Source organism: Mumia sp. zg.B53 (genome assembly GCF_019550935.1).
In the GTDB taxonomy this organism is placed as follows: domain Bacteria; phylum Actinomycetota; class Actinomycetes; order Propionibacteriales; family Nocardioidaceae; genus Mumia.
In genome coordinates this window covers 1009809-1034878 of the sequence record NZ_JAHWCK010000001.1, presented here as the reverse complement: position 1 = coordinate 1034878, position 25070 = coordinate 1009809, and the positions used below count along the sequence as shown (strand labels likewise).

24 protein-coding genes and 1 pseudogene are annotated in these 25070 nt (G+C 71.2%); 18 read left to right on the top strand and 7 right to left on the bottom strand.

The window, feature by feature from the left end:
- Positions 1 to 23: 23 nt before the first annotated feature.
- Entirely contained in the window at positions 24 to 1319 is a 1296-nt protein-coding gene (locus KV102_RS04915; RefSeq protein ID WP_220342283.1) for a cytochrome P450, read from the bottom strand.
- Complete coding sequence (locus KV102_RS04910; protein WP_220342282.1) at positions 1316 to 2806, bottom strand: NAD(P)/FAD-dependent oxidoreductase; 1491 nt, start codon at positions 2804 to 2806, stop codon at positions 1316 to 1318. Before KV102_RS04910 ends, KV102_RS04915 begins: the two co-directional genes overlap by 4 nt.
- A 74-nt stretch (positions 2807 to 2880) precedes the next feature.
- On the opposite strand from KV102_RS04910, the gene KV102_RS04905 reads away from it, so the two are divergent.
- Entirely contained in the window at positions 2881 to 3474 is a 594-nt protein-coding gene (locus KV102_RS04905) for a TetR/AcrR family transcriptional regulator (RefSeq protein ID WP_220342281.1), read from the top strand.
- 34 nt (positions 3475 to 3508) lie between these two features.
- On the opposite strand, the gene KV102_RS04900 is transcribed toward KV102_RS04905, so the two are convergent.
- Positions 3509 to 4144, bottom strand: a complete 636-nt coding sequence (locus tag KV102_RS04900) for a maleylpyruvate isomerase N-terminal domain-containing protein (RefSeq protein ID WP_220345464.1) — start codon at positions 4142 to 4144, stop codon at positions 3509 to 3511.
- A 149-nt stretch (positions 4145 to 4293) separates the two neighbouring features.
- Here KV102_RS04900 and KV102_RS04895 point away from each other — a divergent pair, with 149 nt between their 5' ends.
- The 3 genes and pseudogenes from KV102_RS04895 to KV102_RS19725 all read left to right on the top strand — a co-directional run.
- Complete coding sequence (locus KV102_RS04895; protein WP_220345463.1) at positions 4294 to 4884, top strand: bifunctional 2-polyprenyl-6-hydroxyphenol methylase/3-demethylubiquinol 3-O-methyltransferase UbiG; 591 nt, start codon at positions 4294 to 4296, stop codon at positions 4882 to 4884.
- Complete coding sequence (locus tag KV102_RS04890; protein ID WP_220345462.1) at positions 4881 to 5543, top strand: (2Fe-2S)-binding protein; 663 nt, start codon at positions 4881 to 4883, stop codon at positions 5541 to 5543. Before KV102_RS04895 ends, KV102_RS04890 begins: the two co-directional genes overlap by 4 nt.
- Positions 5540 to 5803, top strand: a pseudogene (locus KV102_RS19725) (DUF2809 domain-containing protein); the annotation flags it as partial. The gene KV102_RS04890 and the pseudogene KV102_RS19725, both read left to right, overlap by 4 nt.
- 44 nt (positions 5804 to 5847) lie before the next feature.
- Here the strand turns inward: KV102_RS19725 and KV102_RS04885 are convergent.
- Positions 5848 to 6360: a GNAT family N-acetyltransferase gene (locus KV102_RS04885; protein WP_220345461.1), complete on the bottom strand. Its 513-nt coding sequence runs from the start codon at positions 6358 to 6360 to the stop codon at positions 5848 to 5850.
- Between the two features lie 104 nt (positions 6361 to 6464).
- Here KV102_RS04885 and KV102_RS04880 point away from each other — a divergent pair, with 104 nt between their 5' ends.
- Positions 6465 to 8129, top strand: a complete 1665-nt coding sequence (locus tag KV102_RS04880; RefSeq protein WP_220345460.1) for a DUF885 domain-containing protein — start codon at positions 6465 to 6467, stop codon at positions 8127 to 8129.
- Positions 8130 to 8163: 34 nt separating this feature from the next.
- Positions 8164 to 9084, top strand: a complete 921-nt coding sequence (locus KV102_RS04875; protein WP_220345459.1) for a GNAT family N-acetyltransferase — start codon at positions 8164 to 8166, stop codon at positions 9082 to 9084.
- Here KV102_RS04875 and KV102_RS04870 read toward each other — a convergent pair.
- Complete coding sequence (locus tag KV102_RS04870) at positions 9076 to 10077, bottom strand: N-acetylglucosamine kinase (RefSeq protein ID WP_220345458.1); 1002 nt, start codon at positions 10075 to 10077, stop codon at positions 9076 to 9078. The two genes, KV102_RS04875 and KV102_RS04870, sit on opposite strands and share 9 nt — an antisense overlap.
- A 105-nt stretch (positions 10078 to 10182) precedes the next feature.
- Here KV102_RS04870 and KV102_RS04865 point away from each other — a divergent pair, with 105 nt between their 5' ends.
- From KV102_RS04865 to KV102_RS04820, 10 genes are all read left to right on the top strand, one after another.
- On the top strand, positions 10183 to 11160 hold the full coding sequence (locus KV102_RS04865) for a MurR/RpiR family transcriptional regulator (protein WP_220342273.1): 978 nt from the start codon (positions 10183 to 10185) through the stop codon (positions 11158 to 11160).
- On the top strand, positions 11153 to 11908 hold the full coding sequence (locus KV102_RS04860) for a sugar isomerase domain-containing protein (protein WP_220345457.1): 756 nt from the start codon (positions 11153 to 11155) through the stop codon (positions 11906 to 11908). The genes KV102_RS04865 and KV102_RS04860 overlap by 8 nt, the downstream gene beginning before the upstream one ends.
- A gap of 30 nt (positions 11909 to 11938) precedes the next feature.
- The gene (gene ngcE / locus KV102_RS04855; protein ID WP_220342271.1) at positions 11939 to 13357 is read left to right on the top strand and encodes an N-acetylglucosamine/diacetylchitobiose ABC transporter substrate-binding protein; all 1419 of its coding nucleotides are present in this window, start codon (positions 11939 to 11941) and stop codon (positions 13355 to 13357) included.
- The gene (locus tag KV102_RS04850; protein ID WP_220345456.1) at positions 13354 to 14346 is read left to right on the top strand and encodes a carbohydrate ABC transporter permease; all 993 of its coding nucleotides are present in this window, start codon (positions 13354 to 13356) and stop codon (positions 14344 to 14346) included. The genes ngcE and KV102_RS04850 overlap by 4 nt, the downstream gene beginning before the upstream one ends.
- Positions 14343 to 15248 carry a carbohydrate ABC transporter permease gene (locus KV102_RS04845; RefSeq protein ID WP_220342269.1) on the top strand — a complete coding sequence of 302 codons (906 nt, stop codon included), beginning with the start codon at positions 14343 to 14345 and terminating at the stop codon, positions 15246 to 15248. Before KV102_RS04850 ends, KV102_RS04845 begins: the two co-directional genes overlap by 4 nt.
- A gap of 46 nt (positions 15249 to 15294) precedes the next feature.
- Positions 15295 to 16095 (top strand): hypothetical protein, encoded by an 801-nt coding sequence (locus tag KV102_RS04840; protein WP_220345455.1) that lies wholly within the window; start codon positions 15295 to 15297, stop codon positions 16093 to 16095.
- A gap of 127 nt (positions 16096 to 16222) precedes the next feature.
- Positions 16223 to 16576 carry a hypothetical protein gene (locus KV102_RS19515; protein ID WP_308290227.1) on the top strand — a complete coding sequence of 118 codons (354 nt, stop codon included), beginning with the start codon at positions 16223 to 16225 and terminating at the stop codon, positions 16574 to 16576.
- A complete protein-coding gene (locus tag KV102_RS04830; protein WP_220345454.1) occupies positions 16573 to 17001 on the top strand; it encodes a hypothetical protein in 429 nt (142 codons plus the stop codon). Before KV102_RS19515 ends, KV102_RS04830 begins: the two co-directional genes overlap by 4 nt.
- A 110-nt stretch (positions 17002 to 17111) precedes the next feature.
- A complete protein-coding gene (gene pgm / locus KV102_RS04825; protein WP_220345453.1) occupies positions 17112 to 18740 on the top strand; it encodes a phosphoglucomutase (alpha-D-glucose-1,6-bisphosphate-dependent) in 1629 nt (542 codons plus the stop codon).
- A gap of 74 nt (positions 18741 to 18814) precedes the next feature.
- Positions 18815 to 20095, top strand: coding sequence for a C40 family peptidase (locus KV102_RS04820; protein ID WP_220345452.1), 1281 nt, complete (start codon positions 18815 to 18817; stop codon positions 20093 to 20095).
- A 101-nt stretch (positions 20096 to 20196) separates the two neighbouring features.
- On the opposite strand, the gene KV102_RS04815 is transcribed toward KV102_RS04820, so the two are convergent.
- The gene (locus KV102_RS04815) at positions 20197 to 20706 is read right to left on the bottom strand and encodes an inorganic diphosphatase (RefSeq protein ID WP_220342560.1); all 510 of its coding nucleotides are present in this window, start codon (positions 20704 to 20706) and stop codon (positions 20197 to 20199) included.
- A 155-nt stretch (positions 20707 to 20861) separates the two neighbouring features.
- Between KV102_RS04815 and KV102_RS19510 the strand changes: the two genes are divergently transcribed.
- Both KV102_RS19510 and dacB read left to right on the top strand, forming a co-directional pair.
- A complete protein-coding gene (locus KV102_RS19510) occupies positions 20862 to 22526 on the top strand; it encodes a bifunctional UDP-sugar hydrolase/5'-nucleotidase (protein WP_220345451.1) in 1665 nt (554 codons plus the stop codon).
- Between the two features lie 10 nt (positions 22527 to 22536).
- Positions 22537 to 24015, top strand: a complete 1479-nt coding sequence (gene dacB / locus KV102_RS04805; protein WP_220345450.1) for a D-alanyl-D-alanine carboxypeptidase/D-alanyl-D-alanine-endopeptidase — start codon at positions 22537 to 22539, stop codon at positions 24013 to 24015.
- Here dacB and KV102_RS04800 read toward each other — a convergent pair.
- A complete protein-coding gene (locus tag KV102_RS04800; protein ID WP_220345449.1) occupies positions 24005 to 25063 on the bottom strand; it encodes a tartrate dehydrogenase in 1059 nt (352 codons plus the stop codon). The genes dacB and KV102_RS04800 overlap by 11 nt on opposite strands.
- Between the last annotated feature and the right edge of the window lie 7 nt (positions 25064 to 25070).

Genomic DNA, 25070 nt, shown 5'->3' with positions numbered 1-25070 from the left:
CTACCTAAGCGGGCGCTTAGTCGTCAGGAGGAGCGGGCGTGGAGGGTGACGACGGCACCGTGCTCGGGGACGTGGGTGATGTTGCGGACCACGGAGACCTCCTCCGCGTCCACGCTCACGCGGTAGCGCGTCAGGATCTCCTTGAGCACCGCCGTCCCTTCCATCAGCGAGAAGCCGGCTCCGAGGCAGCGTCGCACGCCGCCCCCGAACGGGATCCACGTGCCGGGCGCGATGTCGTCGTCGAGGAACCGGCGCGGCCGGAAGCGTGCAGGCTCAGGGAAGCTGGCGTAGGTGAAGTGGGCGCCCGCGATCGACGGCGAGACGACCGTGCCGGCCGGCAGGTCCCACGGCCCGACCCGCTGCGGTGTGGTCAGACGCCGGGCCACCGAGTCGATCACGGGGTGCCGCCGCATCGCTTCTTTGAGGCAGGCCTCCACGAACGCGTCGTCACCGGTGTCGGCGGCGCGGAGCGCCTCGTCCTGGACGTCGGGGTTGGCGCCCAGCTCGTACAGCGTCCACGAGAGCGCCGACGCGGTCGTCTCGTGGCCGGCGAGGAGGAGGGTGACGAGCTGGTCTCGCAGCTCGGCGTCGGTGAGGGGTGCCAGGTCTCCCTCGACGCCGACCTGGAGGAGGCGCGACAGCACGTCGGTGCGCGCATCGAGGTCCGACACCTGGCGGCGCGCGGCGATCTCGGCGTACAGGATGCGGTCGACCGCCGCCTGGTTGTCGAAGTAGCGCTTCCAAGGCCCGAGTGACCTCAGCCTCGGGAAGATCCAGCCGACGAACATCGTCGGTCCGATCTCGACCATCCGGCGGATGCGGGGGCGCAGGGCGCCGAGCGTCTTCTCGTCGGTGACGCCGAAGACCACCTGGAGGATCACCTCGAGCGTGAGGGCGTTCATGCGCTCGTGGGTCACGAGGCGCTCGCCGTCGTGCCAGCGGTCGACCTCCTCCTTGGCGAGCGACTCGACGAGACCGCGGTAGCCCCGCAGGGACGCGCCGTTGAAGGCCGGCATGAGGAGCTTGCGGGCGCGCATGTGCTCGGCCTCGTCGGTGAGCAGGACCGAGTGCTCGCCCATCACCGGACGCAGCACCTGGTTTCCCTCGCCGGCATGGAGGTCGCGGGGGTCGCCGGCGAAGACCTGCTTGATGTGCTCCGGCGCGCTGATCGTCGCGATCGTACGAGGGCCGGGATGGATGCGGATCGTGTACGCCGGCCCGTAGCGCCGTACGAGCATCCGCATGAACGGCGTCCGGAACCCGAGGAAGGCCACCGTCTGGACCGAGGCCGGCCAGCGCGGGCCGGGGGGCAGGCTCATGCCGCGACCGGCTCGTCTCGGCGCGCCCGCGCGAACACGTAGTCCTGCTCGCGGACCGTCCGGGTCTCCCACCAGTACTGGAAGGTGAACTTCGGCCAGATCGTGCGGTTGTTGCCCTGGGAGTCGAGATACCAGCTGGTGCAGCCGCCCTGGGTCCAGATGCCCTTCGTGACTCGGGCCTGGATGTCGGCGTTGTACGCGTCCTGCGCGAGCCGGGTCGGCTCCATGGCGTCGGCCCGCAGCCTGTCCATCGTGCTGAGGGAGCGAACGATGTACTTCGCCTGCTGCTCGATCATGAACACCACGGAGTTGTGACCGAGGGCCGTGTTGGGGCCGAGCATCAGGAACAGGTTGGGGAAGTTGTTGACGTTGATGCCGAGGTAGGTCTCCACGCCGCCCTCGGCGAACTGGTCCGACAGCTGTACGCCGCCGCGTCCGCGGATGTCGAGGTGGTCGTAGGCGTCGACGACGTGGAAGCCGGTGCCGTAGACGATCACGTCGGCCTCGTGCAGCGTGCCCGCGAGGTCGACGACACCCTCCGGCACGATCCGGGCGATGCCGGTCGTCTCGAGCGTGACGTCGTCGCGGTTGAAGGTCCGGTAGTAGTCGTTCGACTGGAGGACGCGCTTGCATCCCAGCCGGTAGTCGGGGGTGAGCTTCTCTCGCAGGGCCGGGTCCGGGACCTGCCGGGCGATGTGCGCCGCGACGACACGCTCGGCGATCCGCAAGATGGCGGGCACGTGTCCGTTGAACGTGATCGCGCGGGACTCCAGCGCCCAGTAGAGCGCGTCGCGGTAGGCGCGGTTCGCGCCCGGGACCTTCTGCAGGAACGCCTGCTTGCGCGGGCTGATCGGCTTGTCGCGCTTGGGCAGCACCCACGGAGCGGTGCGCTGGAACAGGGTGAGGTGCGAGGCCTGCTCGGCGATGATGGGCACGAACTGGACGGCGCTCGCCCCGGTGCCGATCACGGCGATCCGCTTGCCACGGAGGTCGAGGTCGTGGTCCCACTCGGCGGAGTGGAAGCGTGCACCGGCGAAGGTCTCGGCACCGTCGATGTACGGCACGTTGGGGATGTGGAGCCCGCCCATGCCGGAGACGAGGACGCGCGCGTCGTACACGTCGCCGTCGGCGGTGTGGATCTGCCAGCGGCGGCGGTCGTCGTCCCAGTGCGCTCCGACGACCTCCTTGCCGAAGTGGATGCGCTTGCGGATGCCGCGCTCGTCGGCGACCTTGCGCATGTAGTCCCAGATCTCGGCCTGGCCGGAGAACGACTTCGACCAGCGCGGGTTGAGCTCGTACGAGAACGAGTACATGTGGCTCGGGACGTCGCACTCGCACCCCGGGTAGGTGTTGTCGCGCCAGGTGCCCCCGACCTCGTCGGCCTTCTCGAGGATCACGAAGTCGTCGCGACCGGCCTCCTCGAGCTTCATGGCCATGCCCATACCGGAGAAGCCGGAGCCGACGATGACGATATCTTGGGTGATCACGACTCAGATACTAATGGTATCCGAGAGGGATGCAACACTCTTGATGTCACATTCTTTCCCGGCAGGAGAGGTCGATGCCCACACGAGCAGAACGCCAGGCGCAGACGCGTGAGGCACTGGTCGGCACCGCACGATCCCTCTTCCTCCACGACGGCTTCGCCGCCACGAGCCTCGACCGGGTTGCCGTCGAGGCCGGGTTCTCCAAGGGCGCGGTCTACTCGAACTTCAAGAGCAAGGAGGAGCTCGGGCTCGCCGTCCTCGACGAGATCCACCGCGAGATGGTGGCCGAGGTCGTCGAGGCACTCAGCATCGCCACGGCGTACGAGGACGCACTGCACGCCCTCGAGGGATGGCTGAAGGTGCGTCTCGGACAACCGCGCTGGACGGCGCTCGAGGTCGAGTTCGCGGCGGTCGTGCGGACCAGCCCGTTCGTCGCCACCGAGCTCGCGACCCGGCACCGGCAGATCCGCGCCTCCATCGCCTCGCTGCTCGTGGAGCTCCAGCACCGCACCGGGATGCGCCTCGCGCTGCCGGCCGACCAGGTCGCGCTCGTCCTCCTGAGCCTCGGCATCGGCCTCGGCGCGCAGCGGTCGCTCGACCCGGGCCTGGACGTGCATGCGTTCACCGCCACGATCCGCTCGCTGCTGCTCCCCCCGGACGCGGACTGAGGTCAACCACCCAGCGCCGCGACGACCGCCGAGCTCAGAACGCGCTGACCGTGTCCGGCATCCGCTCGCGGCGCGTGAGAGCGCTGATGATCGCGGCCTGGCCGTGCCGCTCGGTCGCTCGCTCGGCCAGCAGGTGGAGGACGGGCAGGTAGACGTCGTCGGGGAACGGCGGCGTCGGCACGTCGATGCTCCGAGCGAGGTCGTCGGCGTGCACGACGATCTCGACCATCCGCGTGAGCAGGAAGTCGGGGCGCCGCAGACTCCAGCCCTGCCACGGGATCGCGACGACCTCCGCCGCGCCGCCGTCCCGCAACAGCCGGCCTACGGCGCTGACGGTGTCGCTGCACCGGTCCCGCATCGCTGCGAACCCCTGCGACGCCTCGTCCGCGTCGGTGCTCCGGTCGTGCGCCGGATCGCTGAGATCCGTCGTGCGCACCCAGGCGGCGCGCCGGTAGTGCTCACCGGCGTCGCGCAGCGGAGCGTCTGGTGAGTCCATCACGAGGACCTCGGCGGCACGCGCACTCTGCCTCCCGAGGTGGCAGGCCAGCATCCCGACCGTCATCTCGGGCAGCGCGCTCCGCGCGTCCCAACGGCTCGCGACCTCGGGCCGCGTCACGAGGTCGAGGGCGAGGTGCGCTGCGGTCACGAAGGCGTCGTCGCAGGAGTCCATGCGACGCGATCGTAGGCGGGACTGCACGGGGACGACCTCCGACGCGGGCACGTCCGTGGTGATGACGGGACTGCGGCGCGCCACCCGCCCTCGCGCTCGTCACACCGGGCGGGGTGGGGTGACGGCGGACACGGCGGCAGGATGAGGGCATGACCTCGACGCCACGCTGGTTCACCGACACCTCCGACGGGCACTCCCAGTGGTACATCGATCGCTTCCGCACCATGGAGCGCGAGGGTGTGGATCTCGGCGGTGAGGCCCGTCTCGTGAACGCGCTGGTCCCGCCGGGTGCTCGGATCCTGGACGCCGGCTGCGGTCCTGGGCGGATCGCGGCGCGTCTGCACGCCGCCGGCCACGACGTGGTGGGCGTCGACGTCGACCCCGCACTCATCGCGGCCGCAGAGGAGGACCATCCCGGTCCGGACTGGCGGGTCGCCGACCTCGCCACGCTGGACCTCCCCGGCGACCCGTTCGACCTCGCCGTGTGCGCGGGCAACGTGATGATCTTCCTCGCCCCCGGGTCGGAGCGCGCCGTGCTCGAACGCCTGCGGGTGCACGTCCGCCCCGGTGGCCGGATCGTGCTCGGCTTCCGGACCGACCGGCCGTACGGGCCTGCGGACCTGGACGTCGACGCCGCTGCGGTCAGTCTCGTCGTCGAGCAACGGTTCGCGACGTGGGACCTCGTGCCGTACGACGACGACGCCGACTTCGCCGTCACGCTCCTGCGCGTCCCCGAGTGACGGGGGACAACTGGTGTCCGGCGCTGGCCTCGCTCGGGCCGTACTTCTCGCTCGACCCGGCGCCCGCCGACCCTGCCGCCGCGGGATGGCGTCCGTTCGAGGATCTGCTGCAGCCGGGGCCGCTGGAGGAGCGGACCGCGCACACCCGCGCGTCCCTGGCCGGGCTCGCCGGTGGTGAGGTCGAGGAGCGGGTGGCGGCATCGACGGTGTCGCTCGGGCTGTTCTCCCGGCTGCTGTCCCCGGTCGTCGGCGCGGCGGCACTCGGGGTGGCGGCCCCGCCGCTGGCGCTGGACACGATGTGGTGGCGGCCGTTCGAGACGGGACCCTGGCCGCTTGCGGTCGAGCCCGCCGGCCAGCCGGGGGGACTCGACGAGGCCCTCTCCTTCCTCGTGGACCGCTTCGCCACCGGCTTCGGACTCTCACGCACGATCCTCTGGGGCAACGTGTCCTCCGCGCTGTTCGGAGCGGTCGCGGGCCTGCGGGCGAGCCGGCCCGACCTCGTGCCCGCGGCCACCGCGTTCGCCCTCGCCACGCTCGGCCGACCTCCGTACGCCGGCACCGGCGACGTCGTCCGCGGCACCTTTGTCCGGCGGTCGTGCTGCCTCTACTACCGCGTGCCGGGCGGCGGCTACTGCGGCGACTGCGTCCTGACGCGATGAGCTCCCGCATTGCGATCTCGGTCGCCGTCCTCGGTGTGGTCGCGGCCGGACTGTCCGCGCGGGCCGTCGCGCCCGCACCGCTTGCCGGGCCGCTCGGGGACACGCTCTACGCGACCGTCGTCGTCCTGGTCGTCGTGGCTGTCCGGCCGCGGACGTCGCCTCTCGTGGCGACGCTCGTCGGCTTCGCGGTGTGCGTCGCCGTCGAGCTCTTCCAGCTCACCGGCGTGCCGGCGGCGATGGCCGAACGCGTGCCCGCGGCACGTCTCGTGCTGGGGACGACGTTCTGGGCACCGGATCTGCTGTGTTACGCCGTCGGCGCGGCGCTGGGTGGCGTGCTCTGTGCGACCTGCTTCTCGTACCGGCGGCACGGCACGGGGAACCGGCCCCCGGCGACCTCTGCCTCGTACGTGAAGCCGCCGGCGTCGACCCACCCGGACCGCTCGTAGAAGCGTCGCGCCCGCAGGTTGCCGGGGGCAACCGCGAGCCACGAGCGGGTGTGACCGGCTGCGGCGACCTGCCGCTCGGCCTCCGCGAGCAGCACAGGGGCGACGACGCGGCCCCGGTACGCGCGGTCGACGTAGACCTGCTCGACCTCGTCACCGTCCACGATCACGAACCCCGCCACCGTGTCGTCGACCACGGCGACCGTCATGTCGGCGATCCGGGCGAGCGTGCGCTCCTCGAACGATGCCGAGGTCCGTGCCGCCACCAGCGCGTCCGGGACCTGGCCGAGATGGCCGTCGCCCCAACCCTCGTGCCAGATCTTCGCCAGCATCGACGCGTCCTCCACGCGTGCGGGACGCAGCTGCGGACTCATGCTGGTCAGGCTAGGGGTGCCGCGTGTCCGGCGGCGCCGACCCGGCGACGTTGCGCCGGGCCACCCGCACGGCCCCCGCACGGGGCGGTAGGTACGTTCGTTCCATGAGTTCTTCCCTCTCTCGGACCGCAACACCGATGGACCAGCTCGCCGACTCATGGTTGGACGAGCTCCTCGGTCTCAACCCCGAGCTCCACGTCGAGCTGGGCCGACCCGGTCGCGAAGGCGACTACACCGATCTCTCGCCGGAGGGGGCCGAGGCCCACGTCGATGCGGCGCGCCGCACGCTCGCGCAGGTCCGTACGACGGAAGTGCGCGACGCGACCGACGAGATCACCCGCGACGAGCTCGTCCGCACCCTCGAGCTCGAGGTCGAGCGTCACGATGCCGGGGAGTGGCAGCGCAACCTCAACGTCATCGCCTCCCCCGCGCAGGCCGTCCGCGAGATCTTCGACCTGATGCCGACGGCGACCGAGGCTGACTGGGACCACGTCGCCAAGCGCCTCGCGAACGTCCCCGCGGCGATCGACGGCTACGTCGCCTCCCTCCGTGCCGGCATCGCGGCGGGCACCATGCCGGCCGTACGGCAGGCGTGGGCGGTCGCCGAGCAGGCGCGCGGCCACGCGGCGCCGGACGGCTACTTCGCGCGCCTGGTCGAATCGTCGACCGCGCCCGACTCGCTGACGGCCGACCTGGAGCGCGGCGCGCGTGCCGCGGCGGAGGCGTACGCCGGGCTCGCCCGGTTCCTCGACGACGAGCTGGCCCCGGCGGCGCCGACCGCCGACGGCGTAGGACGCGAGCGGTACGCCCTCGCCTCCCGCGGCTTCATCGGCGTCGAGGTCGACCTCGAGGAGACCTACGCCTGGGGGGTTGAGGAGCTCGCCCGGATGGTGGCCGAGCAGGAGGCGCTGGCCGACCGGATCCTTCCCGGGGCGAGCGTCATCGAGGCCGTCGCCCACCTCGAGTCCGACACGGACAGACGCCTGAAGGGCACCGACGCCCTCCAGGCCTGGATGCAGACGACCAGCGACCGCGCCGTCGCCGAGCTCGGTGCCACCCACTTCGACATCCCCGAGCCGCTGCGCCGCCTCGAGTGCTGCCTCGCTCCGACGCACGACGGCGGCATCTACTACACCGGCCCGACCGAGGACTTCACGCGGCCGGGGCGGATGTGGTGGGCGGTGCCCGAGGGCGTCACCGAGTTCGACGCCTGGCGCGAGCTGACGACCGTCTACCACGAGGGCGTCCCCGGCCATCACCTCCAGGTGGGTCTCGCGACCTACAACAGCGCCGAGCTGAACGGCTGGCGGCGCCTGAACTGGAACAGCGGGCACGGCGAGGGGTGGGCGCTCTACGCCGAGCGGCTGATGGCCGACCTCGGCTATCTCGACGACCCGGCGGACCGGTTCGGGATGCTCGACGGTCAGCGGATGCGCGCGGCGCGGGTTGTCGTCGACATCGGCGTCCACCTCGGCCTGCCGAAGCCCGACAGGAGCGGACGGTGGACCGGCGACGACGCGCTCCCGTTCATGCTCGAGCACGTCAACATGGACGAGGCGTTCGTCCGCTTCGAGGTCGACCGCTATCTGGGCTGGCCGGGGCAGGCACCGTCCTACAAGGTCGGTCAGCGTCTCTGGGAGCAGCTCCGCGAGGCCTGGGTCGACCAACACGGCGGCCCCGGCGTGGCCGACCTCAAGGAGTTCCACTCGAGGGCGCTCGCGATGGGCAGCGTCGGCCTCGGGACGCTGCGCCGCGCGCTGCTGGGCTGACGGCCCGGAGCCCCAGCGCCTAGGGTCGGCGTCCATGACGACCACCGTCCGCCCCGCGGCCGCCGACGACCGCACCGCCGTCCTCGACCTGCTGTGCGCAGGCCTCCCCGACGACGCGGGCGATGACACCGGCGGTCTGGAGCACCTCCTGTGGGGAGCCCTCGACGACCAGCGTCTGGCGTTCGTCGCCGAGCGCGGCGGTGAGGTCGTCGGGGGAGCCTTCGGCAGTGTCGCCGAGCACGACGGGACGGTCCGTGCGTACGTGACGGTGGTCGTCGTGGGGGAGGGGCACCGGCGCTCCGGGGTGGGTCGCCTGCTCATGACCGCGCTCGAGGAGGCTGCGGCCGCGCGTGGCGCGACCGGCATCCAGGCGGGCGGGAGCGCCCCCGCGTACTGGTGGCCGGGCGTCGACACCGCGGACGGGGGCACGACCGCGTTCTTCGCCGCGTGCGGTTACGAGCCGCCAGACGGGCCACCGGCGACCAACCTGGACGTCGATCTCGCCACCCACGTCGACCTCGTCCGTGCGGCCACCCCCGCGTCGGTCCCGCTGCGTCGGCTGAGACTCGAGGAGTGGCCGGCGTTCGAGGCGTGGATGCGCGAGACCTGGGGCGAGACGTGGGCGGCGGAGGCGGGGGCGGCGCTGCTGCGGCAGCCCGTCAGCTGCTTCGTGGCGGTCGAGGACGGCGCCTACCTCGGCTTCGCCGCGTACGACACCAACCGCGCCGGGTGGTTCGGGCCGATGGGCTCCTCGCCTGCGGCACGGGGCAGGGGCATCGGGTCCGCACTCCTGCGTGCGTGCCTGTCGGACTACGTCGACGCCGGACGCACCTCGTGCGAGATCGCCTGGGTGGGACCGGTCGACTTCTACGCCCGGACGGTCGGCGCCGTGCCGGGGCGCACGTTCCTCGCGCTGCTTAAGCCGCTGGACGCGGGCAGCGGCGCGTCAGCGTAACGCGGCAAGACTGCTGGCCAGGCGCCCGAACACCTCACCGTCGACCACGGTGCCGCCGTCGCGGAGGGCGAGGACGGCCGCACCCGCGGTGCCGTCCTCGACCAGGTGGGCGGCACCCGTACGACCGCGCGCGCGCCATGTCTTCTCGACCGCGGTCGAGACCTCCTCCTGCCGGAGCAGCACGCTGCCACCGAGGACGAGCGGACCGTCGACGTCCGGGACGACCGCGGCGGTGATGGTCCTCGCGAGGGCGCCGACAGCCTCGTCCACGATCTGCCGGGCGATCGGGTCCCGGGGATAGGCGAAGGCCAGCGGGGCGAACTGGGCGAGCCGCACCGGTCGCATCGCGTACACGACGTCGACGAGCTGCTGGAGCGCAGGTGCGCGCGGGACGGTCCTGGTCGTCTCCGTCGGGGTGAGGTCGAGCATCCCGAGCAGCGCCGGCGTCATCGGGGTCGAGGGGCCGCGGCCGTCGACGTCGGCGACGACCGCGCGGGCGACCGCGTGGCCGATCCAGAACCCGGACCCCGAGTCACCGAGCAACCACCCCATGCCGTCGACAGCACGCTCGACCTGTCCGCCTCTGACGCGGATCGCGGCGGCGCCGGTGCCGGCGACCATCGCGTAGCCGTCGAGGTCGGGGGTCCCTGCGCAGAACATCGCCAGGAGGTCGGAGCGGAGGGCGAACGGTGCGACCACTCCGCAGGCCCCGAGCGCGTCCCCGATCGCGTCGTTGCTCGGGTCGGCGGGAGGCAGGTGGGTCGCCGCCCCGGCCATCGCGATCGTCACCGACGAGACCGAGGACGCCGCGACACCGGCGGTGCCCAGAGCCCCGCCGACCGCCTCCGCCAGGGACTCAGCGGCCGCGGCGCGGCCGGACGAGACAGGGTTGCCGCCGCCGGACCGGCCATAGCCCAGGGACCGTCCGGACATGTCCACCACGACGGCGCGCGTGGAGGTTCCTCCGGCATCGACAGCGAGCACGACAGACATCGTTATCGATCCGAAACCGCATGTGACATTGACCACACACGCCTGGTGGGAATAGTTTTCAACCGATTTCCAAGTCTCTGAGATGGATTTTCACGGAGAGCAGGCATGGACGCTCGCACAGACACCGCGCCAGGGATGCCGAGCGCGCTCGGAGTGGCCGAGCGGATCCAGGCTAGACGCCCGCAGATGTCGAGCGCCATGGCAAAGATCGCCGCGCTCCTCCTCGAGCAGCCCACCGCGCCGCTCGAGCTCTCCATCACCGAGCTCGCTGCCCGCGCCGGCACCTCGCCCGCGACAGTCACCAGGTTCTGCCGGCTGATCGGCTACTCCGGCTACGTGCCGCTGCGGGTGGGGGTGGCGGCCGACGTGGGACGGGGCGACGTCCAAGCCTCGTGGCATACCGACATCGGGCGGGCGTTCGACCCCGAGGACTCCTCCCACGACATCCTCCACTCCCTCCTGCACGCGCACACCCGCTCGGTCCAGGCGACCGCCAGCTCGGTGGACCTCCCCCAGATCGATCGCATCGCCACCGCGATCGCAGGCTGCCAGCACCTCGACATCTACGGGATCGGTGGCAGCGGGCTGATGGCCGACGAGCTGCAGTCGCGCCTCTACCGGATCGGGATCAACGTCCACGCCTGGTCCGAGGTGCACGCGGGCCTGGCGAGCGCCTCGATCCAGGACGAGCACAGCGTCGCCATCGGGATCTCCAACACCGGACGCACCCTCGAGACCATCCAGATGCTTGCCCAGGCGCACTCGTCGGGCGCGTACGCGGTCGCCCTCACCAACAACCCCGACTCCCCGCTGGCCAGCGTCGCCCACGAGCACGTCGTCGCCGCGGCCCCGGAGGAGTATCTCCAGCCCGATGACCTCTCCGCCAAGCACTCGCAGCTCTTCCTCCTCGACCTGATCTACCTGCTCGTCGCCCAGCAGGACTTCGCGCGGACGACGACCAAGCTCGCAGCCTCCGCGATGGCGGTGCTCCCGCACCGCCGGTCCATCAGGTCCCGAGCCGCCCGATCTGCCCGATCCGCCCGCCCGACCTCCGACAGCACCGGAAGCGAGACGCATGTCTGACACCTCCCAGCAGTTCCTGCACGAGACCACGAGCCGGCTCGAGCAGCTCGCGAGGCTGGCCGACGACGGCGGGCTGGACCCGGCGATCGAGCTGATCACGACCGCGCTCCAGGCCGGCGGGATCGTGCAGGCCTTCGGCACCGGCCACTCGCAGGCGTTCGCGATGGAGATCGCCGGCCGTGCCGGTGGCCTGATCCCCACGGCCAACCTCGCCCTGCGTGACGTCGCCCTGTTCGGCAGCCAGGACGTCTCGGTCCTGAGCGACCCGAAGCTCGAGCGTGACCCGTCGGTCGTCGAGGAGCTGTGGGAGATCACGAAGGCAGATCCGAACGACGTCTTCGTCATCGCCTCCAACTCCGGCGTCAACGGGTCGATCGTCGGCCTCGCCCTGCTGGCAAAGGAGCACGGCAACCCTGTCATCGCGGTGACGAGCATCGAGCACACCTCACGCGTCACCCCCAAGCACCCGAGCGGCAAGCGCCTCTGCGAGGTCGCCGACGTCGTGATCGACAACCTCGCCCCGTACGGAGACACCACACTGACGCTCGACGGCGACATCGGCGTCGGCGCGGTCTCGTCCCTGACCGCCGCGTTCATCGCGCAGCTGCTGACGATCGGCGTCTCCGAGCGCCTCGCGGCAGCCGGTTCGGTGCCGCCCATCTACCTCTCCGCCAACATCCCCGGCGGCGACGACCACAACCACCAGCTCGAGGACCAGTACGGCGACCGGCTCCGGCGCCATGCCTGACACCACACCACCACAGGGAAGGCACTCCAGATGAGTATCGAGAAGAAGACGGTCGACCGGCGCACCCTGCTACGGGGCGCGTTGGCCGCGGCGGCGGTGCTGCCGCTGAGCAGCGCGCTGGCCGCCTGCGCCGGGAGCAGCAACGACTCCGACAACGACAGCTCCACCAAGGGCGGCAAGAAGAGCGAGGACAACCCGTTCGGGATGGCCGCCGACTCGACCACCGACGCGGTGATCTTCGACGGCGGCTACGGCACCGACTACGTCGCCTTCGCGGCGACGATCATGCAGAAGAACCACAAGGGATCGACGGTCAAGGTCTCGCCGACCACCGAGATCTCCCAGGAGCTGCAGCCGCGCTTCGTCGCCGGCGACCCGCCCGACCTGATCGACAACTCCGGCGAGAACTCGATCGGCTTCGCCACGATCCTCGACCAGGTGGAGGACCTCTCCGACGTCCTGGACGCGGAGAACCTCGAGGGGACGAAGATCCGGGACACCCTGTACGAGGGCATCGAGGCGCCCGGCACGTTCGACGGCAAGTTCGCCGCGCTCAACTACGTGATGACCGTGTACGCCGTCTGGTACTCCTCGAGCCTGTTCGAGAAGAACGGGTGGACGCCTCCGAAGACGTGGGACGAGGCCATCGCGCTCGGCGCGGAGGCGAAGAAGGCCGGCAAGTACCTCTTCCTGTGGGGCAAGGAGGCGGCGACCTACTACCAGACGATGGCGATCGGGTCGGCGATCAAGCAGGGCGGCGACGAGGTCCGGCTGGCGCTGGAGAACCTCGAGGCCAACTGCTGGTCGAAGCCGGCGGTGCAGGCGGTCTTCGAGGCCATGGGCACGATCGTGGACCGCGGCTACATGAAGCCCGGCGGTGCGGGCACGCAGTTCACGGCCGCCCAGGCGCAGTGGAGCAACAACCAGGACGCGCTGCTCTACCCGTCCGGGTCCTGGATCGAGAACGAGATGAAGGACCAGACGAAGGCCGGCTTCGACATGAAGGGCTTCCCCGAGATGGTCGTCGACGACAGCTCGGCGATGCCGTGGGAGGCCTTGCACGCTGCGGCAGGTGAGCCGTTCCAGGTGCCGTCGAAGGGCAAGAACGTCCCCGGCGGCAAGGAGCTGTTGCGGACGATGCTCTCGAAGGAGGCGGCGACCAACTTCGCCAAGACCAAGCTGGCGCCGACCATCGTCAAGGACACCGTTCCGGCCGACGGCTTCGGGTCGACCGCCCTCGTGTCTCAGACCGACATGCTCAAGGCGGCGGGCCCGAACGTCTTCACCTGGACGTTCGTCGACCTCTACGGCACCAACGTCGACCAGCTCGTCGTCTGGAACAGCTTCCTCGCGGGCAAGTCGAGCGTGAAGGAGCTGACCTCGCGTCTGCAGGACATCACGGACAAGGTCCGTGAGGACGACTCGATCAAGAAGATCCCCGTCACGTGATCGAGTCCCCTCTGGCCCCCATCGCGGACACCGAGAAGCCGCGCAAGAAGAAGCGGCGGCCCTGGACGTTCGACCGCATCAGCTTCGTGCTGGTGTTCCTCGTGCTGCCGCTGGCGATCTTCTCGGTGTTCGTGGTGTGGCCCTTCGTACAGGCGTTCTGGTACTCCCTGACCGACTGGTCCGGCTTCACGCCCGACATGAATTTCATCGGCCTGGAGAACTACCAGAAGCTGCTCGATGACGACATCTTCATGACGTCGCTGCGCAACAACGTCTACCTGGCGATCGTCGTGCCGTTCGTGACCGTCGTGCTGGCGTTCGCGCTGGCCACGATGATCACGGTCGGCGGCTCGTCGTACGGAGCAACCCGGGGCCTGAGGGGGTCCAGCTTCTACCGCGTCATCTCGTTCTTCCCGTACACGATCCCGGCGATCGTCATCGGGCTCATCTGGCTGCAGATGTTCGACCCGTCCAACGGGTTGCTCAACGGTGTGCTGACCGGGATCGGGCTGGACGGGTTCGCCTCGTACCCCTGGCTCGGTGACGCGCGTACGGCGATGCCCGCGTCGATGTTCGTCATCATCTGGGGCTTCGTCGGGTTCTACATGGTGCTGTTCGTCGCGGCGATCAAGAGCGTGCCCGGCGAGCTGTACGACGCCGCCCGGATCGACGGCGCGGGTCGCCTGCGTACGGCGTTGTCGGTGACGCTGCCCCTGATCCGGGACAACGTCCAGACGGCGTACATCTATCTAGGCATCCTCGCGCTCGACGCCTTCGTCTACATGGCGGCGCTCAACCCGGGCGGTGGCCCGGAGAACTCGACGCTGGTCATGCCGCAGCGACTGCTTCTCACCGCGTTCGAGAAGGGCCAGTTCGGGCTCGCGAGCGCGATGGGTGTGGTCATGGCGATCGCGACCCTCGTCTTCGCGGCGCTCGTCTTCACCGTGAACCGCCTCGCGGGCGGCCGACAGGAAGGGGTACGGCGATGACGACGAGCACCGAGCCGTCACGACAGGAGTCCGTGCGAGAGGTCGCCGCCCCGGCGGGCGGCGCGCCCGGCCGCAAGGCCGATCGCGCGGTCTCGTCGCTCGCCCACATCGTGCTGGGCTTCTGGGCGTTGCTGGTCATCGTCCCGCTGCTGTGGACGCTGCTCTCGTCGTTCAAGACCAGCAACGAGATCTTCTCCTCCCCGTTCTCCTGGCCCGCGACCTGGAGCTTCGACAACTACGTCTCGGCCTGGACGTCGGAGGGCATCGGCCGCTACTTCCTCAACACCGTCGTGGTGGTCGGCACGGCACTGGTGCTCGTCATGCTGCTCGGGTCGATGTGCGCCTACGTGCTCGCGCGCTACACCTTCCCCGGCAACCGCCTGATCTACTACATGATGCTGGCCGGGCTGACGTTCCCGGTGTTCCTCGCGATCGTGCCGCTGTTCTTCGTGCTCAAGGGCTTCGGTGTCCTCAACACGCTGCCGGGGCTGATCATCACCTACGTCGCCTTCGCCCTCCCGTTCACCGTCTTCTTCCTCTACCCGTTCTTCCGGGTGCTGCCCGAGGAGATCGCCGAGGCGGCGGAGATCGACGGTGCGGGGGAGTGGCGGAAGTTCTTCCAGGTCATGCTCCCGATGGCCAAGCCGGGCATCGCGTCGGTGGCGATCTTCAACTTCCTCGGGCTGTGGAACCAGTTCCTGCTGCCGGTCGCGCTCAACACCAACCGGGACAACTACGTCCTGTCGCAGGGGATGGCGGCGTTCGCCTCGCGGGCGGGCTACAACACCGACTACGGCCGGCTGTTCGCGGCGGTGGTGATCACCATCGTCCCGGTGCTGATCGTGTACGTGATCTTCCAGCGCCAGCTCCAGGGGTCGGTGTCCCAGGGGGCAAGCAAGTAGCGGCTTCGTCGTCCGCCGGACCGGCGGAGACCGCTACAGTCACGCCGTGATCGCCCACCTCCCGAGCGCATTGCGCCGTCGCGTCGTCCTCGGTGTCGTCGCCGCGCTCCTCGCCGGGTCGGGTGCCCTCGGCGCCGCCGCCGTCGGGTTCCACCACAGCGTCTGGATGCAGGTGCGAGCGGAGCGCCTGGCAGTGACGGAGCCCCGGGCGACGGCCACCTACCTCGGTTCCGCCGACTCGGGGTCGGGGGCGGGGATCACCTTCTCGGTCGCCGACGACGAGCACGCGCGCCTGGCCGGCGGGCGCGTCGTGTCGCTGTGGAGGCCGGAGTTCCCGGTCAGCGAGGTGGCTCCAGACCTCAACGAGAAGGTCGAGGTCGTCGTGTTTCCCGGTCAGGATCGGGCCGTCCTTGCCGCCGAGCTCCCCGACGCCGAGTACGCGGTCTGGCAGCGGGGCGTCGACTGGGTCACCCGCGTCCCGCGAGCGTCGCTGTTCTTCGGGCTGCTCTTTGGCATCTGGGTCGGCGCGGTCCGGCTCGCGCTCGGGTTCACGCCGCGTGCCCTGCCCTCGCTCCTGCGCGGCCGCGACGGCGTCGTCGACGCGGTGGTGGTCGACTGGGCACGGCTGGCGAAGCCGGACGAGGCCCTCGTCAGCGTGGCGGTCGGTGACGTGACCCACCAGTGGGCGACGAAGGTCGGGTCCGACGCACCTCCTCGTCTCGGCGACACCCTGCGGATCGCCGGGCGCGTCCACGAGGGCGGGTGGGTCCTGGCCTGGACGGACGAGTCCCGGCTGCTCCCGACCGGCCCGCTGCACACACCGGACGCGGAGGTCCTCCACACCTAGGCTGGGCCGCGTGGTGGATCCACGGGCCGGCTCGCCGGGAGAGCCGAAGGAGCTGGTCGATCTCGACACGCTCGCCACGGCGTACGACGGAAGTGGCGGACGTTCTTCCAGGTGATGCTGCCTGCCGATGGCCAGGCCGGGCATGGCCTCGGTGGCGATCTTCAACTTCCTGGGCCTGTGGAACCAGTTCTTGCTGCCGGTCGCTCTCAACACCAATCGGGACAACTACGTCTTGTCGCAGGGGATGGCGGCGTTCGCCTCTCGGTGTCCCAGGGGGCGAGCAAGTAGCGGCTTCGTCGTCCGCCGGACCGGCGGAGACCGCTACAGTCACGCCGTGATCGCCCACCTCCCGAGCGCACTGCGCTGTCGCGTCGTCCTCGGTGTCGTCGCCGCGCTCCTCGCCGGGTCGGGTGTCCTCGGGGCCGCCGCCGTCGGTACGTCGGTCATCGAAGACGGGGTGACCGACGGGAAATACACGTGAGTCGCTCCAGCTCTCTGGTGATCGCGCTTGTGTGGACGGCGCTGCTCTGGGTCGGGCGCGACCGCCTACCTGACATGGTGTGGACCTTCCTCCTGGTGTCGGCCGTCTTCTGGGTGGCGCGAGCGGGGGCACGGGTTCTGGAAGGGGTCGTCGGCCAGGCCCCGCAGCCTGCGGGGCCGGTCACGGTGTATGTCGACGACTGGGGTGATCGGCCGGAGGAGGTCGTGCAGGAGGCGCGGCGCCTCGGCTGCGATCTGCACCCGAGGATTCTCGAGCGGAATGGCCGGACCCGCGTCGCGGTCGCGATCCGCATCTCCGAGGAGACGGCGAGCACGCTCGCGGCCAGTCTGCGGGCGGTGGGCGCGGACGTGTCGCTGCGCTGGCGCGGCCGGCGCGGACCGCGCTTTTCCCCAAGCGGTTCGTGAGTGGCCCTGTCGCTCCTCCCACTGGAGGAAATGGATGGTCTGGGCGTCGAGGCCATCGGCCGATCGCGTGACTGAGACCGGGGCCTGCCCTCACCTCTAGGCTGAGCCGCATGGTGGATCCACGCGCCGGCTCGCCGGCAGAGCCGAAGGACCTGGTCGATCTCGACGCGCTCGCCACGGCGTACTACGACCGGACCCCCGACCCCGACGACCCGGCGCAGCAGGTGTCGTTCGGCACCAGCGGGCATCGCGGGTCGAGTCTCGACGGCGCCTTCAACGAGGCCCACATCCTGGCCACGACGCAGGCGATCGTCGAGCACCGCGCGCGCGCGGGCATCGCTGGCCCGATCCTGGTCGGCAGGGACACCCACGCCCTCTCGCACCCGGCGTGGCAGACCGCGCTCGAGGTGCTGATCGGCAACGACGTGGTCACCCTCGTCGACGCCGAGAACGGCTTCACCCCGACGCCGGCGGTGTCGCACGCGATCCTGCGGCTCAACGGTCTCGGAGCTCACGGGCAGGTCGACGGCATCGTCGTCACGCCGTCGCACAACCCGCCGCGCGACGGTGGCTTCAAGTACAACCCGCCCCACGGCGGCCCGGCCGGGTCCGACATCACCGGCTGGATCCAGGACCGTGCCAACGAGCTCCTCCGCGACGGGCTCCGCGGGGTGAGGCGCGCCAGCACCGACGAGACCCGCGACCGGGTCGAGACATACGACTTCCTGACCCACTACGTCAACGACCTCGGATCGATCGTCGACCTGGAGGCGATCGCCTCGGCCGGCGTACGGATCGGAGCCGACCCGCTCGGCGGTGCCTCGGTCGGCTACTGGGGGCGGATCGGCGAGGAGTACGGGCTCGATCTCGTGGTGGTCAACTCCAGCGTGGACCCGCAGTGGGGGTTCATGACGCTCGACCACGACGGCAAGATCCGGATGGACTGCTCCTCGCCGCACGCGATGGCGTCACTGGTCGCACAGCGCGAGCGCTTCGACGTGGCGACCGGCAACGACGCGGACGCCGACCGGCACGGCATCGTCACCCCCGACGCCGGCCTGATGAACCCCAACCACTACCTGGCGGTCGCCGTCGCCTACCTCACCGAGCACCGTGACTGGGACGCCGCGGCCGCGGTCGGCAAGACCGTGGTCTCCTCCCGCATGATCGACCGCGTCGTCGCGGACGCGGGACGGGCGCTGTACGAGGTGCCGGTCGGCTTCAAGTGGTTCGTCGACCCGCTGCTGGCGGGGTCAGCCGTCTTCGGTGGCGAGGAGAGCGCAGGCGCGTCGTTCCTGCGCAAGGACGGCTCGGTGTGGACGACGGACAAGGACGGCATCGTGCTCGCCCTGCTAGCCGCCGAGATCCAGGCCGTGACAGGGCGGAGCGCGAGCCAGCACTACGCCGGACTGACCGCGCGTCACGGTGACCCGGCCTACGCCCGGGTCGACTCTCCGGCGACCCGCGAGGAGAAGAAGCGTCTCGCTGCCCTCGATCCGGACGCGATCACCGCGTCTGAGGTCGCCGGAGACCCGATCACACGCGTGCTCTCCCACGCGCCCGGCAACGATGCGGCAATCGGCGGCATCAAGGTGGAGACGGAGCAGTCGTGGTTCGCGGCCCGACCCTCGGGCACGGAGGACGTCTACAAGATCTATGCAGAGTCCTTCCGGGGACCCGAGCACCTGGCCGAGGTCCAAGATGCAGCAAAAGCCGTGGTGAGCGAGGCTCTGACGTAGAGTGCGCAGCACGGTCGGCAACTGTCGCTGACCTGCGACGACGCTGGTCTGCGAGAACGCATCAGGGGGACGACGTGGGGCTCGGGCACGAGGGACGCGCGGTGTCGCCGAGGCGACTGCGCTGGCGCCGTACGGCGCCGCTGCTCGCCGCCGGCGCCTTGACGCTGACCGGCGTCTCCGCCGTCCACGCCGACGAGGTCCCGAGCGCGGAGGCCGTCGCGCAGGCCCAGCAGAACGTCGTCGCCAAGGGCGACCAGGTGGCGGCGATCCGGGCGCGCATCGCCGCGGCGACCAAGCGGGTCGACGACCTGGCGGTGCGAGCGGCCGAGGCGGCAGAGAAGGACAACGGCGCCCAGTACGCCCTCAGGAAGGCCGAGCACGCCGCGAAGGCCGCGCAGGCTGCCGCCAGGACCGCCGCCACGGCCGCCGAGCAGGAGCGTCTCGCCGTCGAGCGGCAGGCCGTGGGTGGGATCGCCGCACGCGCGCCGTACAACCGGCTCCGCAGCTTCTTCTCCGACGACGGGCCGAGCTCGCTGCTGCACCAGCTCGCGGCGTACGACTCCGTCGGGGACGCGAGTCGTGCCGCGCTCGCGACGTACGAGTCCAAGCAGGCGGTCGCCATCGCGCTGAAGCGCCGCGCAGACGTCGCCGTCGCCGCGCGCGAGACCGCCGCCGACGCCGCGAGGGCGGCGAAGCAGGAGGCCCAGAAGGCCGTGGCCGCCGCCGCGGCGGCGCGGGCATCGCTCCAGCGCGACCGCGACCAGCTCATCCGCGAGCTCGCACACGCCGAAGGCATCTCCGTCACCGTGGCCAGCAAGCGCCAGCGGGCGCTGGAGAAGCTGGCCCAGGCCGCTCAGGAGCAGGCCAACCGTCCACCCGCTGCTGCCCCCTCGCTGCCGCCGACCGTCGACGAGCCGCCCGCGGCCGTCCCGGCGCCCGCGCCAGGCCCGGCGCCCGCGCCGCAGCCAGGAGCCACGCCCCCCAAGCGGGCGAAGGGCGTGGAGGCCGCGGTCCAGTTCGCGCTCGCCCAGGTCGGTGAGCCCTACGTGTGGGCGGGCGCCGGCCCGAACGTCTGGGACTGCTCGGGTCTGACGATGCGAGCCTGGCAGGCCGCGGGCAAGAGCCTGCCGCACTTCAGCGGCGCCCAGTACGCGTCGTCGACGCCGATCGCGCTGTCCGACGCGCGCCGCGGCGACCTGCTCTTCTGGAGTCGCGGAGGCCCCGACTCCATCCACCACGTCGCGCTCTACCTCGGCGACGGCTGGATGGTCGAGGCGCCGCGACCGGGCAAGAGCGTGCAGGTCGTGTCGGTCTACTCCTGGACCGGGCCGGACCTCGCCGCCCGCATCCGCTGAGGTCGGGCGGCAGACACTCTCCCGCCGCACCGGTCGCGAGAACGACGAAGGCCGCCGACCCCGTCAGGGATCAGCGGCCTCCGTGCAGTCTCAGCGGACGATCAGTGCTCGCCGTCCTCGTCGTGGGCAGGCTGCTCGTGGACGCGCTTGAACGACGCCTCCACCTCCAGCTCCGCCTCGCGACGGCCGACCCACTCGGCGCCCTCGACGGACTTGCCGGGCTCGAGGTCCTTGTAGACCTCGAAGAAGTGCTGGATCTCCAGCCGGTCGAACTCGGGGACGTGACGGATGTCCTGCAGGTGCTCCTGGCGGGGATCGCCGACGGGTACGCAGAGGACCTTGTCGTCGCCACCGGCCTCGTCGGTCATCCGGAACATGCCGATCGCGCGGCAGCGGATCAGGCAGCCGGGGAACGTCGGCGCGGAGAGCAGGACGAGTGCGTCGAGCGGGTCGGTGTCCTGGCCGAGGGTGTTCTCGATGAAGCCGTAGTCGGCCGGATACTGCGTGGAGGTGAACAGGGTGCGGTCCAGCCGGATCCGCCCGGTCTTGTGATCGACCTCGTACTTGTTGCGTACGCCCTTGGGGATCTCGACCGTGACGTCGAATTCCAGCACTGTTCCTCCATTGGTTCTCGGCGACCGGCTCGTGCGCGGGTGTCCGGGCCGGTCCGACCCGACACGCACGGCGTGTCTAGTGTCTCGTACGTGCGCAAGACGGCAGGACACCGGGTGATCGACTGTGACGTGGGCAACACCACGTGCCGGCCGTGACCGCACGTCTCACCGTGGTCGCGACGACCGACCTGCACGGGCAGGTGCGCGATTTCGACTACGGCACCGACGCCCCGTACGCCGACGTCTACGGCAACGGCATCGGACTCGCTCGGGTCGCCTCGGTCGTCGAGCGCATCCGCGCGGACGCCCCTGGCGCCCTGCTCGTGGACGCGGGCGACCTGCTCGAGGGGAGTGCGCTCGCGCACCACTACTCCGGCCGCCTCCGCGACGACGACCCGCCGCTCCACCCGATGGCCGCGACGATGAACTACCTCCGCTACGACGCCGTGACGCTGGGCAACCACGAGCTCGACTACGGTGTCGCCGCGCTCGCCAGGTTGCGCGAGCAGCTCGACGCGCCGCTCCTCGCCGGCAACGTCCGCGACGCCGCGACCGGGGTCCCCGCCTTCGAGGGAGGCCTGGTCCGGGACGTCCCGCTCGCGGGCGGCGCGGTGGTCCGCGTCGGGATCATCGGTCTCACGACTCCCCAGGTGACGACGTGGAACCGCGACGTCGCGGCGCAGCTCCGGTTCGACGACCTCGTGACCGCTGCCGGACCGTTGGTCGACGATGTGCGCGGGCGTGGTGCGGACGTCGTCGTCGCCGTCGTCCACTCCGGCATCGTCGAGCAGGCGACCCGCGAGAACGCCGCCGTCGCGCTGGCCCGCGAGGTCTCGGGGATCGACGTGATCGTGGCGGGGCACGCGCACGTCGAGGTCGCCGAACACCGCGAACGCGGGCCGGACGGCCGTACGGTGGTGCTGACCGAGCCGCTCTGCTGGGGGATGCGCGTCGCCGTCGTCGAGCTCGACCTCACCGTCCGAGGCGGTCGCTGGCGTGTCCTGGACTCGCGGGCACGCCTCGTCGACACCGCGCGATCCCCCGAGGACCCGGCCGTGGTCTCGCTGGTCGAGCCGCAGCACACCCACGTCCGGGCCCTGGGCGCGCAGATCGTCGGGCACGCGGTCACAGCCGTCGATGCCGAGCCGGCGCGCTATCGAGCCACCGACGCACTCGCGCTCGTCGCCCGCGCCCAGGCCGAGGGCGCCCGTCGCCGAGCAGATGCCGACGTGCCCCTCATCAGCCTCGTGAGCCCCACGAGCCGCCACGCATCCATCGCGGTCGGCCCGGTACGCCGCCGTCAGGTGGCGGCGCTCTGCACCTTCGACAGCGGCATCGTGGTGGTCGCCCTGGACGGACGGCGCCTGAGGGCGCACCTCGAGCACGCCGCCGCCTTCTTCCACGGCGTGACGACCGCCGGGGATCACGACCCCGACACGCTCACGAACGCGCCCACCCCTCGTACGCCGCTGGGGACGCCGGACTTCGACTACGACGTCGCCTACGGGATCGACGCACCGGTGACCTACGACATCGACCTCGCGCGGCCCGTCGGCCGGAGGATCACGGGGCTGTCGTACGACGGCGCGTCCCTCGCCGACGACCAGCCGCTGCACGTGGTGGTGAGCCGATACCGCGCCTCGGGTGCGGCGGCGTACCCCGACGTCGCCGAGGCGCCGGTCGTCCACGAGGTCTGCGACTCCCTGCGGACGCTGGTGGAGCGCTATCTCGCGGCGGGTGCGGCGTACGCCTCGACGCACGCGCACTGGCGGCTGGTGCACGCCGGGATGCCACTGACGTTCGCCCCCGCCGGATAGGCTCGTCCGCATGCGATCGCGCACTTCCGAGGCCGGCCGTGCGTGGCCCTACCTGCTGCTCGCGGTGGTGCTGCTGATCGCCGGTGGCGGAGTCGCGGCGTACGGCCTGGGCTACCTCGACCGGTGGGTCTGCGAGGACGGCACCTGCGAGGCCCGCCAGCCGGAGCGGGCCGCGGTCCCCGACACCCCGCCCGCGCCCGCCCTCCGACCGGTCCTCGCTGCCGCACCGGACCCCGGGCTGGACGCCGCCGCGGTCCAGAAGGCGGTCGGCCCGCTCCTCGGACGCAAGGCGCTCGGCTCTCACGTCGGGTTCGCCGTCTCCGACCTGTCGACGGGCAAGCAGGTGTGGTCCTCGGGCACCGGCACCTTCGCGCCCGCGTCGACGCTGAAGCTCTTCACCGCGTTGGCGGCGGTGACGTCGATCGGCGCCGAGCACCGCTTCCGCACGACGGTCCTGCACGACACGACCGGCACCGGCACCGGAGGGTCGGTCACCCCCGGCACCGCCGCCCCGCCGGCGACCGACGCACCGTCGCCGGCACCCGCCCGCATCGTCCTGGTCGGTGGCGGCGACCCCTACCTGACCGCTACGTCCGGCCCCGAGGCCCGTGGGTCGTACCCGCAGCAGGCGTCACTCGCCCAGCTCGCCCGCCGGACCGCCGCCGCGCTGAAGGCCGACGGCGTCACGGAGGTCTCGCTGGGGTATGACCCGTCGCTCTTCACCGGCCCGGCGGTCAGTCCGGCGTGGGAGCCGACCTACATCACCTCGTTCGTCACCACCCCGGTCAGCGCCCTGTGGGTCGATCAGGGCATGGACGGATGGCGACGCAGCGCCAAGCCGGACCGTCAGGCGGCGCAGGTCTTCGCCCGGCAGCTGAGGGCCCGCGGCATCGCCGTCTCGACGGTCGCGAAGGCAGCACGGCCGGTGGAGTCGGAGGAGCTCGCTGCCATCACCAGCGCGACGGTGGCACAGATCGTCCAGTCGGTCATCGAGAACAGCGACAACCAGGCGGCCGAGGTCCTGCTGCGCCACATCGCGCTCGCCGAGGACCAGCCGGCGAGCTTCGCGGGAGGCGTGAAGGCGGTCGAGTCCGTGCTGAGCGGTCTGGGGATCCCGTGGCAGGGCAACACCGTCTACGACGGCAGCGGCCTCGCACGCGGCAACCGGGTCACCCTCGCGTCGATGCTCGCGGTGGTCACCTCGGGCTCGGAGCTGTTCGACCGCTATCCCGTCGCCGGTTTCAACGGCTCCCTCGCCGCGCGGTTCACCGCGACCGGGACGGAGCCCGCGCTCGGTGCCGTCCGCGCCAAGACCGGCACGCTGAGCGGCGTCCACAGCCTGGCGGGCACGACGACGACGCGTGACGGCACTCCCGTCGGGTTCGTCCTGATGACCGACCGGGTCCCGGTCCCGAAGACGCTCGACGCGCGCACGACCCTGGACCGGATCACCGCCCGGCTGTCGGCCTGCACCTGCGCTAGCGGCTGACCGCCGCGGCGACCGCGTCGGCGACCTCGGTCGTGCGCGCCGTCCCGCCGAGGTCCGGTGTCCGGGTCGCGGGCGAGCGGACCGTGGATCGCACCGCGGCCAGGAGGTCGGCCCCGGCTTCCTCGTGACCGAGGTGGTCGAGCATCATCGCCGCGGACCACAGAGCGCCGACCGGGTCGGCGACTCCCCGGCCCGCGATGTCGGGAGCCGAGCCGTGCACCGGCTCGAACATCGAGGGGAACGTCCGGGTCGGGTCGAGGTTCGCCGACGGCGCGACGCCGATGCTGCCTGCCACCGCGGCCGCGAGGTCGCTGAGGATGTCGCCGAAGAGGTTGGAGCCCACGATCACGTCGAACCGCCCGGGCTCGAGCACGAGCTTCGCGGCGAGCGCGTCGATGTGCTCGGCATCCCAGCGCACGTCGCCGAACCGTTCGGCACGTTCGGCCACCACCTCGTCCCAGAACGGGAGCGTGTGCACGATGCCGTTGCTCTTGGTCGCCGACGTGAGGTAGCCGCTGCGGGCACGGGCAAGCTCGAAGGCATAGTCCACGACGCGCGTCACGCCCGCACGCGTGAACACCGACTCCTGCACCGCCATCTCGTCGGGGAAGCCCCGGTTGAGCCGGCCACCGATCTCGCTGTACTCGCCCTCGACGTTCTCGCGGACCACCACCAGGTCGACGTCACCGGCGCGGACGTCGCGCAGCGGACTGTCGACGCCGTCGAGCACCGCCACCGGGCGCAGGTTCACGTACTGCCGGAAGGTCCGCCGGATCGGGATGAGCAACCCCCACAGCGACACGTGGTCGGGGACACCGGGCCACCCGACGGCGCCCAGCAGGATCGCGTCGTACGGGCGGAGCAGGTCCAGCCCGTCCGCGGGCATCATCGCGCCCTGCTCCAGATGGCGGCGGCACGACCAGTCGAAGGTGTCGTACGCGAGGTCCAGCCCGTGCGACCGTGCGACCGCGTCGAGCGCCGTGCGGGTGGCGCTGATGACCTCCGGCCCGATCCCGTCGCCCGGGATCACCGCGATCTGCTGCGTCATCGTCGGC